This window comes from Promicromonospora kroppenstedtii DSM 19349, from assembly GCF_000515355.1.
Lineage (GTDB): Bacteria > Actinomycetota > Actinomycetes > Actinomycetales > Cellulomonadaceae > Promicromonospora > Promicromonospora kroppenstedtii.
Window position 1 is genome coordinate 38,516 of sequence record NZ_KI911725.1, and the last position, 10,100, is coordinate 48,615.

Consider the following 10,100-nt stretch of genomic DNA (forward strand, 5'->3'; position numbering starts at 1 on the left):
GGCCCACCCGAACTGTGGGTGCGTCGTGCGGAGCGGACATCACCTGCCTCTCCTCGTCCTGGGAGCATCCGATGAACCTTGTCCTGCACGCCTGTGCTGTCCTGTTCGACAGCGACGGTGTACTCGTTGACTCCAAGGCCGCAGGCGAAGCGGCATGGCACTCATGGGCGCTGCGTCACCGGCTCGACCCCAGCCACGTGCTGGCGGGCGTGCACGGGCGCAGGTCGCGTGAGACCGTCGCGCGGTTCCTGCACGCGGCCGAGGTCGGCCCCGCGACAGCCGAGATCGATGCGCTCGAGATCAGGACCTCCGACCGGACCGTGGCGATCAAGGGCGCCACCCAGCTCATGGCCTCGATACCGGGGACATCGCGAGCGGTCGTCACCTCCGCGTCCCGTGACCTTGCCACCGCTCGCCTGGCCGCTGCGGGTATCCTGCTGCCCGCCGTGCTCGTGTCGGCCGAGGACGTCGCCGCGGGCAAACCGGCGCCAGACCCGTACCTGAGGGCGGCGGAACGACTGAGGATTCCCCCGGCCGACTGCGTCGTGCTCGAGGACAGCGCACACGGCATCCGCTCGGCACGCGCCGCGGGGGTGGGAGCTGTGCTCGGCGTCGGCGACTCGGCACGCGGGCTCGGCTGTGAAGCCGTCGTCCCTGATCTCACCTCGGTGCGCTGGACCGAGAACGGCATCGTGCTCACCGAGGCATATGACACGACACCGGCAGTCGGCGAGCGACGGGCATGACGGGACGACAGAGGCCAGGCATCGACCTGCACATCGACATCGGTACCGGCTCCGACTCTCGGGCGCGGTCTATCGAGGCCGCGCTGAGGAAGGCCGTAGCGTCCGGCCGGCTGCCTGCGGGGACCCGGTTGCCGGGAACGCGCAGTCTCGCCGATGACCTCGGGATCGCACGCGGCACAGTCGTGGAGGCGTACACCCAGCTAGCGGCGGAAGGCTGGCTGGTCAGCGTGACAGGTTCGGGCACCCGCGTCGCCGAGACAAGGCCATCGCCAACCCAAGCCGGTCCGCGTGCTCCAGTGCAGGACCTCGTGACGCGTCAGCTCATCGACCTGCGGCCGGGCAGGCCAGATCTCAGCATGTTCCCGCGCGCCCTGTGGGCGACCAGCGTCAGACGAGCTCTGGCGGCGGCGGACTACCACAGCATGGACTACGGCGACCCCGCGGGGCTGCTGGCACTGCGCGAGGCCGTGGCGACGTACGTCTCCCGGGCACGTGGAGTGCAGGCCGACGCACGCGCCGTCGTGATCACCAGTGGATTCGCGCACAGCCTGGCGCTGTTGACGCACGCGCTACGCCACTGCGGTGCAGGCGTGATCGCCACAGAGGACCCGGGGCTCGCCCACCACCGGCGAATCATCCACGCCGGCGATCTGGGGACCTCGCCCTTGCCGGTCGACGCACAGGGAGCGGATCCCGCCTGCATTGCCCCTGGTGCGGGTGCGGTGCTGCTGACGCCGGCACACCAGCACCCGCGTGGTGTGGTGCTCAGCCCTGCGCGGCGCGCAGCATTCGTGGACTGGGCCGACGCACGGGACGGCTTCGTCATCGAGGACGACTACGACGGCGAGTTCCGCTACGACAAGCGGCCCGTAGGAGCCATGCAAGCACTGGCGCCCGACCGGGTCGTCTTCGCGGGCAGTACCAGCAAGGCACTGGCGCCGGGGCTGCGGGTCGGATGGCTGGTCCTGCCGGCTCGACTACGCATAGCGGTGCTGGATGCCATGGCGGCCATGGGAACCACGGTTGGCGCACCGGACCAGCTCGCGCTGGCCGACCTGCTCGACCGCGGTGACTACGACCGGCACGTCCGGCGCGCCAGGCAGAGCTACCGCAAGCGACGCGCCGAGCTGTCTGCCCGGCTCGCAACTCAGACCAACGTCCGGCTCGACGGGGTCCCGGCCGGATTGCACACGCTGCTGCCCTTGTCCTCGCAGCAGGAGGAGAAACACCTCGTCGACGCCGGTCTGGCTGCGGGTGTTCGCCTGATGGGGTTGCACACCGCCCGCTACTGGCACTCGACCGAACGAGACGGCGGTGGGCTGGTGCTCGGTTACGCCACGCCTCCACAGCACTCGTGGCGACACGCGCTCGACGTTCTCGCACGGGTTCTCGACGGCGCCGCCGTCACCGGGTGGTAGGCCCCTCGCTACCGAGCATGGTCAGTTCTCGGTGAGCCCCGCACGCCACGACTTTCGACCCGGCACCCAGCCCAGCGTCTTGCGGGCCCGCGTGTTGTCGGCGCCCCGGGCCCAGCCTGCACGTTCGCCTTCCACCAGGGTGGGCTCTGGGAGCCCGGCGAGGGCGTAGAACACCGGGACCCACTCGTGGCCGGGTGCGGGTTCGTCGTCGCAGATGTTGACCGGGCCGGACGGCCAGTGCAGGGCCGCCACCGCCGCCCGGGCGGCGTCGTCGACGTGCACGAAGCTCGAGACGTCCGCGGTCGCCGGCAGCCGTCGGTCTCGGGCCGCCGTAGCCATCAGGCCGCCGGGCTCGTACCAGGTTCCCGGGCCGTAGAGCGTGCCGTAGCGCAGGACCACCCACTCAGGCATTCCTTGGACGGCGTTCTCCAGGTTGGCGACGCCTTCGACCATGCCGCGCCGATCCGGTTCGCACTCTAGGTCCGGGGGAGTGTCCTCCGTGGCAGGTTCCGCACCCGGTTCGTAGGCCCACGAGATGCTCTGGGCGACCATCCGACGCACACCAGCCGCCTTCGCGGCGTCGACCAGGTTGCGGGTCCCGATGGTGCGGAGCCTGGCGTTCGCAGTGCGGTCACCTGCCGCCAGGTCGGTCAGCTGGTGCATCACGACGTCTGGGCGGGCAGTGCGAACAGTCTCGGTGAGCGTGGAGGCGTCGTACACATCGCCGAGGACCGCCGTAGCGCCCAGCGAGTCGATCGTGTCGTACGAGTCGCGGCCCCGGGCAAGGCCCACGACGTCGTGGCCCTCGGCGAGCAGTGCGGGGATCACCCGGCGGCCGATGGCGCCGGAAGCACCAGCAAGGAAGATCCGCATCGTTCGTCCTCCTCAGTGGGCGCCTGCGCGCGGGGCGCGAAGGTGGGCTCGTGCCGCCAGTTCCTCGGCGTCCGGGAACGTCATCATGTCCTGTCCCGGCGCACAGATCATCACCACGACGAACCGGCTCCACGCGTCGGGCAGGTTGTTCGCGGCCCGGTAGTGGATCAGGTCGCCACCTGGTTCCCAGAACGCCTCGCCGGCCTTGATCAGTCGTTCGGGCTCACCCTCGAGCTCGAAGAGCATCTCGCCTTCGAGCATGTAGCCGAAGACCGGCCCCGAGTGCCGGTGCGGCGGGGTGCCCTGGTCGCCGGGTGGCAGCTCGATCGTGGCTGTCATCACGTCGGAACCAGCCGGGATGGGCGGGGTCTCCGAGAGCAGCATCGAGAGGACTGAATTGGTCTTGGGGAACAGATCTGTCATGTCTTCGACGTTAGGCGCGTCCCGGCACACGCACCTAGTCCACTTCGGTGTCGCGAGTCTGGACCAGTTCGAAGCACCCGGCGGAGGTGGTCCATGGTCATGCTGAGACCAAGCCGAGTATGACGACGCCCCAGGGCGTAGGGCAGGCTGGCCAGGACGAGCGGGGAGTCCATGAGGGCATTTATGGAGGCCCTGACCGCGCTGAACCACCCAAGCCGGGAACGCCGACGGCTGGGTTGTGCCCGCGCTCTACCAGGATTCGAGCCCCGCAACAAGAACGCAACAGATTCAGTCCTGACAGGTCCAGCCACGCCCAAGCGCCTCCATCGAGGCTGCGGTAGCATCTTGCCTGCTAGTTGGGGTATCTCCCGAGAAACTAATGGTAGATCCCGCCGACTCCAGACCCTTCCGTAGTTGGACATCTCGGGCACGACGTGTTCCAGAGGTCGCAGGTTCAAATCCTGCCCCCACTACAAATGCCAGGCCCGGAGATCCACGGATCTCCGGGCCTGAGCGCTTTTCCGGGCTGCGGCGGGTACGACGATCGCGAACAGACGGGGCTCGTCTCGGTAGGCGCTCCGAGCCGGGGCCCGGTTCAGACGGTCGGCACGGTGCCGCCGTCGATCACGTACTCGGCGCCGACGATCGCCGAGGCGCGGTCCGAGACGAGGAACCCGACCAGGTCCGCGATCTCCTCGGTGTTCGCGAACCGGCCCAGGGGTACTCCTCCGAGGGACTCGTAGATGGTCTGCTTGGCTGCTTCACGGGTGAGCCCGTTGCCCTCGGCGATCCGGTCCACGAACTGTTCGTAGGCTTCGGTCTCGATGCCGCCGGGGCTGATCGCGTTGACCCGGACGCCGCGCGGAGCGAGCTCGTTGGCAAGCCCTTTGCTGTAGGTGCGCAGCGCGGCCTTCGCCGCCGCGTAGGCCAAGGACGCGTCGTACTGGGGCAGCTCTCGCTGAATCGAGGTGAAGTGCACCACCACGCCCGACCCGGCCTTGATCATTGCAGGGAGGAGGGCGCGGTCCAGCCGTACGGCCCCGAGGAGGTTGAGGTTCAGCTCGGTGAACCACTGGTCGTCGGTGATGACCGCGAATCCACCGAACGGGGTGGATGCCCCTCCGACGACATGCACCAGGATGTCGAGTGCGCCGCCAGCCTCTGCGATACGAGCAGCCACAGCGTTGGTACCCGCCGCCGTCACGATGTCCGCTTCGATGAAGCGGTCAGGGTGCTCGTACCCGTCGGGCATCGTTCGCGCCGTCACGTACACGTCGGCGCCCAGCTCTCGCAGCCTCTCGACGACTGCCTTGCCCGAGCCCTTCGAGCCGCCCGTGACCAGTGCCCGGCGACCGTCGAGACGGTCGCGATCTGAGATAGACATTTTTCTCCCGTGGAGATCGACGTGGTGTGGCATGGTGCGGTCAGGCTGGGTGGTTGGCGATGACGAGCTCGGTGATGAGGCCGTCCCGCAGCGCGAACCGGTAGTCGAGCTCGGCGACGCCGCCCGGGAAGGTGCCCTCGAGACGCAGGGTGACCACCCAGTGGATGTCGTCGACGCGGTGGGCGCCGACCTGCTCGGTCGTGTACTCGAACTCGGACCCGGCGTCCCGCAGGAACGGGTGGGTTTCCTCTCGGCCGCGGAAGGTCTCGTCCTGGTCCACGATCACCGCGTCCTCGGTGAGGAACGACGAGGCGGTGTCGGCGTCGTAGGCGATGTGTGCGGTGAGGAAGTCGCGCACGGTGGTCGGAAGCAGGTCGGACGGGAGATCGGTGTGCTGTGTCATGAGCCCACCGTGTGGCCTCCGATTGCGGGAGGGTCAAGCGGTGGACTCTCCCCCGGGGGGAGCCTTCAGAATGAGGGGATGCTGACCATCGGCGAGTTCTCGCGGCTGACCCACCTGAGCGTGCGGACCCTGCGTCGTTACCACGAGGCGGCCTTGCTGGAACCGGCAGTGGTGGACGAGATGACCGGTTACCGCTACTACGGCGTCGACCAGATCCCGACCGCGCAGGTCATCCACCGGCTCCGTGAACTCGACGTCCCTCTGAGCGACGTGCAGCGGATCCTGCGGACCCCCGATCCCGGTGTCAGGACGGCCCTGGTAGCGGACCACCTGGAACGCCTCGAGGACGTCCTCGACCGCACGCGGGCCGCGGTGGTGTCGCTTCGCCGCCTGCTCCAGCCTGATCCCGCGCCGATCGACGTCCAGCTGCGCGCGGAGCCCGCCCAGACGGTCGCGGCGGTGGAAGCCGTGGTCGGGCATCGCGACGTCGAGACCTGGTACGCAGGCGCGATGGCCGAACTGGAGGCAGCCGTCGGCGCCGCCGTGACCGGACCGCCGGGCGGCACCTACGACAACGCCCTGTTCGAGCAGGAACGAGGTCACTCGACCGTCTACCTGCCGACCGCTGCACCACCCCGCACAGGGCGCGTACACCCCGTGGTCCTGCCTGCTGCAGAACTGGCAGTCACGACCCACGTCGGCGAGCACGACGCCATCGAGGTCACGTACGGGCAGCTAGGGACCTGGGTGGTGGAGAACGCCATGTCGGTGGCCGGGCCGGTACGCGAGGTCTACGTCGTCGGGCCTCGTGACACGAGCGATCCCGCCGAGTGGCGCACCGAGATCGGCTGGCCCGTGTTCCGTGTCGTCTGAGGCGGTCAGAGCGAAGCGGGATCGTGGAACGACGTGCGTGCACTGGGCGTATCTGGCCGGCGAGGTGCAGGCAGCGCACCTTCGCGTTGGCTGAGATATCGCTGCTGACCACGGTATTCGGGCCGGGTTCGGCGCTGGGTACGGACGCCGCATCAGGCATCCCGGCGCTTCTGCCGACCGCCCCGGGGCGCATGCCGCGCCTGTTGGTGATCTCGCGGGTGCGGTCCGGAGGGTGCTGTCCGTCGTCGCTGATACGTCACCCTCCATCACCGGGACCGGATCGGCTTGGGGCCTGGCGGCGGCGTCGGGTAAACGGTCAGCGGTCCCGCGCAGCGGGCCGGTACTCACCTCCCGCAGAGATCTCCAGGTATTCACGGTAGGTCTCGGCCAGAACGACGGGCGGGACCTCGGCGATCGGGATGCCTCTGCTCTGCCCGTGGAAGGACAGGCTGGTCACGGCCGCGTCCATTCCTGCTTCGTCGTTGATGTAGGTGCCCGTGAACTCGATGACGACTCCGATTCCCAGCGACGCGTGGGACTTGGTGCCACGCGGACGTGACCCCTGAGTCCTTCTGAGCCGGTCAGGAGAGCCGTGAGCGCTGTCCGGACCGCGTGATCGTGTGACAAGCCCGATGCCTCGGCAACCTCGGCGACGAACGCGGGAGTCCACCGGTCCACGAAGGCTGCGTGGGCGCCGTCCAGCGATGCATACCGCCGACTGACGAAGTTGTGCACATGGTTGACCAGGATGGCGAGCCAGTCGGGCGCGCTTCAGACGGACGGTGCGATCGGTGACACGAGGCCCAGAACCCGACCCAGCCTGAAGATCTGCACGGGCGATGCCGCCCGGTACACATGGAGGTAGAGGCGCGCGATCTCGCGTTCGGACCAGCCCGGTCGTAGCGCCAGGAACGAGCGGTGCGGATCGAAGCCGACGTTCAGATGCGAGAGTCCTAGATAGGGCCTGCCGAGCAGGCGATCGATGTCCCTGCAGCACTCTGGTGTCAGCCGGAGCCGGGACTTCTCCCCCCCGGCGTCGCCGGGTCGGTGGGCAGGGCGATCGCCAGCACCGACCACCGCGTCATCTGCCACCACCGGAACGGTTTCAGCTGCCGTCTTCGGCAGGTACTGGGCTGAGCAGGACGGCATCTGCGAGGGCGAACGCGCCGTAGCAGATCGACGCGATGCGCGCCCCGCGGGACGCGGCGGCCTGAAGCGCTTCGTGCACATCCGGCTCGGATCCCGGCCCGCTTGCTGTCGAGCGGCCGGGTCGTCATGGGCGACGACCCGGCCGTCGACGTGTCGGCCGTCAGGCGATGCCCGCGCCCTCGCCCGAGGGTGTGAGCACCCGGGCCAGCTGCTGCGCCTGGACGCTCAGCTCCGCGGCCTTGAACGCGTGCTCCTGGGTCATCGCGGTCTCGGTGCGCTCCAGGCAGTCGAGGATGAGCCGGCCGAAGTACGGGTAGCCCACGTTGCCCTTCGCGACCAGGTGGTGCTCGCCCTCGCCGTTGACCAGGAAGACGTGCCCCGGGCCCTCGTCCGTGGCGACGTTCGTGTACTTGCGCAGCTCGATGTAGCCCTCGGTGCCCAGGATGAACGTGCGGCCGTCGCCCCAGGTCCGCAGGCCGTCCGGCGTGAACCAGTCGACGCGGCAGTAGCCGGCTGCGCCGTTGTCCATCGCGATGTTGGCCTCGCCGAAGTCGTCCAGCTCCGGGTGCTCCGGGTGGTTGTAGTTGGCGATGGCCGCGTGCGTGACCGTCGCGTCCTTGGCGCCCGCGTAGTGCAGCATCTGCTCGAAGTTGTGGCTGCCGATGTCGCACAGGATGCCGCCGTACCTGTCCTTCTCGAAGAACCAGTCCGGGCGGCCGGTGCCGAGGCGGTGCGGGCCCAGCCCCATGACCTGCAGCACGCGGCCGATCGACCCGCGCTCGACGAGCTGGTCGGCCAGGACCGCCGCCTCGACGTGGATGCGCTCGGAGTAGTAGACGGCGTACTTGCGTCCCGTCCGCGCGGTGGCCTCGCGGACCGCGGCGAGCTGGTCGAGGGTGGTCAGCGGGGCCTTGTCCGTGAAGTAGTCCTTGCCGGCCTCGATGGCACGCAGGCCCAGGGCCGCGCGCTCCGACGTGACGGCGGCGCCGGCGACCAGGCGCACCTCGTCGTCGTCGAACACCTCGTCCTCGCTGCGCGCGACGCGCACGTCCGGGAACTTGGCGCGGAACGCCTCCACCTTCGCCGGGTCCGGGTCGTACACCCACTTCACGGTGCCGCCCGCGGCCTGGAGGCCCTCGGCCATGCCGTAGATGTGGCCGTGGTCGAGCCGCACCGCCGCGAACGGGAAGTCGCCCGCGCTCACCACGGGGTCCGGCACCGGTTCGGGCGCGTAGTTGGCGCCGCTGGTCGCGTTCATCAGTTTGCCTCCTGGTTGCTGCTGCCGACCGTGATCGCGCCGGGCAGGTCGCCCACCGACGCGGTCTTCTCGAAGAAGTGGGGCGCCCGTGCCACCAGCGTCCCCGTGCGGTAGTAGGGGTCGTCGGACTGCAGCGGCAGGTCGACGGTGCGGCGCTCGATGCCCGCCTGGTAGATCGCGGTGACGAGCTCGACGGCGCGGCGGCCGTCGGCGCCCGTGACGGCGGGCACGCGGCGGTCCCGCACGGCCTCGAGCGTGTCCCCGATCTGGCCGTTGTGCCCCAGGTGGGCCAGCGGTTGCCGGGCCGCGGCCAGCGCCTCGATCTTCGCCACGCGCTCGGGGTTGCCGTCGGGCGCGGGGAAGCCGTTCGGCGAGGCCGCCGAGGCCACCACCTTCCACGGCTGCGAGACGCGGGCGTCGCGGCCCTGCACCACGATCGCCTGCTCCTCGCCGTGGTGCACCACCGAGCTGGTCACCTCCGCCAGGGCGCGGTCGTACTGCAGCACGGCCACGGAGAGGTCCTCGACCTCGGCGTTCTCGTGCGCGGCGTTGGTCAGCACGGCGGTGACGGCGCGCGGGGCGCCGAGCATCCACTGCGTCAGGTCGAGGTGGTGGATCGCGTGGTTCAGCGTGCAGCCACCGCCCTCCGACTCCCACGTGCCGCGCCACCACAGGTCGTAGTACGCCGTGCCGCGCCACCACGCCGAGTTCACCTGGACGTGCGAGACCGGCCCGGCCAGCCCCGAGTCCAGCACCTCCTTGAGCGTGGCCATGTCGTCGCGGAACCGGTTCTGCGCCACCACGGACAGCACGCGGTCGTGCTCGGCGGCGGCCGCGATCATCGCGTCGCACTCCTCCAGCGAGGGCGCCATCGGCTTCTCGACCAGCACGTCGACGCCGGCGCGCAGCGCCGTGATCGTCAGCTCCGCGTGGGACGACGGCGGCGTCGTGATGCTCACCAGGTCGAGGTCCGGCTCGGCGGCCAGCAGCTCCTCGATGCTCTCGTAGGCCCGCGCCTCGGGCACCTGCAGCCGGGCCCGCTGCTCCGCGGCCTTGCCCGGGACGATGTCGCAGACCGCGACCACCTCGCACTCCTGCGCGAAGCGGCGATATCCCTCGGCGTGCGCACCGGCGATACCGCCGGTCCCGACGATGCCGATCTTGAGCATGCTTCCTCCGGTTGGCGTCCTGGACGACGACGGCAACGGCGCCGGTCGCGCGGAGGCGGTGCGGCGTCGCACATCGCATCATACGTATGATGCGACGGTTCATCATCGTCATGTCCGGTGCGCGGGATGTCAAGGGCGGGTCAGGTCTCCCGTCGACTCCCGCCACACCACCCGCTGCAGCGGCGCGGTCGGCGGGGGAGTCTCCTCGTCGCGGACGGCGGCGACCAGCCGGCGCATCGCGCGCCGCCCCGCCTCGACGAAGTCCACGGGGATCGTGGTGAGCGACGGCATCGTGTACGCGCTGAAGTCGGCGTCGTCCCAGCCGGTGACCACCAGGTCGCCCGGCACGGACCAGCCGCGCTCCGCCGCCCCGCGCAGCACCCCGAGCGCCACGTGGTCGTTGG

The 10,100-nt window shown here is 69.8% G+C and carries 12 protein-coding genes; 3 read left to right on the forward strand and 9 right to left on the reverse strand.

The annotated features are described in order from the left end of the window. Positions 1-71 precede the first annotated feature (71 nt). A complete protein-coding gene (locus PROKR_RS21275) occupies positions 72-746 on the forward strand; it encodes an HAD-IA family hydrolase (RefSeq protein WP_051433218.1) in 675 nt (224 codons plus the stop codon). After that, complete coding sequence (gene pdxR / locus PROKR_RS21280; RefSeq protein WP_036967014.1) at positions 743-2,164, forward strand: MocR-like pyridoxine biosynthesis transcription factor PdxR; 1,422 nt, start codon at positions 743-745, stop codon at positions 2,162-2,164. Before PROKR_RS21275 ends, pdxR begins: the two co-directional genes overlap by 4 nt. A gap of 21 nt (positions 2,165-2,185) precedes the next feature. Here pdxR and PROKR_RS21285 read toward each other — a convergent pair whose 3' ends face one another. The 4 genes from PROKR_RS21285 to PROKR_RS21300 form a co-directional block, all read right to left on the reverse strand. Further along, complete coding sequence (locus tag PROKR_RS21285) at positions 2,186-3,037, reverse strand: NAD-dependent epimerase/dehydratase family protein (RefSeq protein WP_036967017.1); 852 nt, start codon at positions 3,035-3,037, stop codon at positions 2,186-2,188. A gap of 12 nt (positions 3,038-3,049) precedes the next feature. Continuing rightward, complete coding sequence (locus PROKR_RS21290; RefSeq protein WP_036967021.1) at positions 3,050-3,460, reverse strand: cupin domain-containing protein; 411 nt, start codon at positions 3,458-3,460, stop codon at positions 3,050-3,052. A 595-nt stretch (positions 3,461-4,055) separates the two neighbouring features. Then, the gene (locus tag PROKR_RS21295) at positions 4,056-4,844 is read right to left on the reverse strand and encodes an SDR family oxidoreductase (protein WP_084800584.1); all 789 of its coding nucleotides are present in this window, start codon (positions 4,842-4,844) and stop codon (positions 4,056-4,058) included. A 40-nt stretch (positions 4,845-4,884) separates the two neighbouring features. Further along, positions 4,885-5,247, reverse strand: coding sequence for a nuclear transport factor 2 family protein (locus PROKR_RS21300; protein WP_036967024.1), 363 nt, complete (start codon positions 5,245-5,247; stop codon positions 4,885-4,887). A 78-nt stretch (positions 5,248-5,325) separates the two neighbouring features. On the opposite strand from PROKR_RS21300, the gene PROKR_RS21305 reads away from it, so the two are divergent. Next, on the forward strand, positions 5,326-6,120 hold the full coding sequence (locus PROKR_RS21305) for a MerR family transcriptional regulator (RefSeq protein WP_036967026.1): 795 nt from the start codon (positions 5,326-5,328) through the stop codon (positions 6,118-6,120). Positions 6,121-6,436: 316 nt separating this feature from the next. Here PROKR_RS21305 and PROKR_RS32945 read toward each other — a convergent pair whose 3' ends face one another. The 5 genes from PROKR_RS32945 to PROKR_RS21320 form a co-directional block, all read right to left on the reverse strand. Next, positions 6,437-6,577, reverse strand: a complete 141-nt coding sequence (locus tag PROKR_RS32945) for a hypothetical protein (protein ID WP_157602410.1) — start codon at positions 6,575-6,577, stop codon at positions 6,437-6,439. A gap of 314 nt (positions 6,578-6,891) precedes the next feature. Next, a complete protein-coding gene (locus PROKR_RS32950; RefSeq protein ID WP_157602413.1) occupies positions 6,892-7,212 on the reverse strand; it encodes a hypothetical protein in 321 nt (106 codons plus the stop codon). A 217-nt stretch (positions 7,213-7,429) separates the two neighbouring features. Beyond that, a complete protein-coding gene (locus PROKR_RS21310; protein ID WP_036967029.1) occupies positions 7,430-8,527 on the reverse strand; it encodes a Gfo/Idh/MocA family protein in 1,098 nt (365 codons plus the stop codon). After that, positions 8,527-9,696, reverse strand: a complete 1,170-nt coding sequence (locus PROKR_RS21315; RefSeq protein ID WP_036967033.1) for a Gfo/Idh/MocA family protein — start codon at positions 9,694-9,696, stop codon at positions 8,527-8,529. Before PROKR_RS21315 ends, PROKR_RS21310 begins: the two co-directional genes overlap by 1 nt. Before the next feature lie 129 nt (positions 9,697-9,825). Continuing rightward, positions 9,826-10,100, reverse strand: a 275-nt coding sequence (locus PROKR_RS21320) for a substrate-binding domain-containing protein (protein ID WP_036967035.1), incomplete at its 5' end; no start/stop codon positions are given.

What these genes read in the sequence shown, in the direction of transcription:
- PROKR_RS21275 (WP_051433218.1), top strand. Translation starts at nt 72, where the DNA reads ATGAACCTTGTCCTGCACGCCTGTGCTGTCCTGTTCGACAGCGACGGT.
- pdxR (WP_036967014.1), top strand. Translation starts at nt 743, where the DNA reads ATGACGGGACGACAGAGGCCAGGCATCGACCTGCACATCGACATCGGT.
- PROKR_RS21285 (WP_036967017.1), bottom strand. Translation starts at nt 3,037, where the DNA reads ATGCGGATCTTCCTTGCTGGTGCTTCCGGCGCCATCGGCCGCCGGGTG.
- PROKR_RS21290 (WP_036967021.1), bottom strand. Translation starts at nt 3,460, where the DNA reads ATGACAGATCTGTTCCCCAAGACCAATTCAGTCCTCTCGATGCTGCTC.
- PROKR_RS21295 (WP_084800584.1), bottom strand. Translation starts at nt 4,844, where the DNA reads ATGTCTATCTCAGATCGCGACCGTCTCGACGGTCGCCGGGCACTGGTC.
- PROKR_RS21300 (WP_036967024.1), bottom strand. Translation starts at nt 5,247, where the DNA reads ATGACACAGCACACCGATCTCCCGTCCGACCTGCTTCCGACCACCGTG.
- PROKR_RS21305 (WP_036967026.1), top strand. Translation starts at nt 5,326, where the DNA reads ATGCTGACCATCGGCGAGTTCTCGCGGCTGACCCACCTGAGCGTGCGG.
- PROKR_RS21310 (WP_036967029.1), bottom strand. Translation starts at nt 8,527, where the DNA reads ATGAACGCGACCAGCGGCGCCAACTACGCGCCCGAACCGGTGCCGGAC.
- PROKR_RS21315 (WP_036967033.1), bottom strand. Translation starts at nt 9,696, where the DNA reads ATGCTCAAGATCGGCATCGTCGGGACCGGCGGTATCGCCGGTGCGCAC.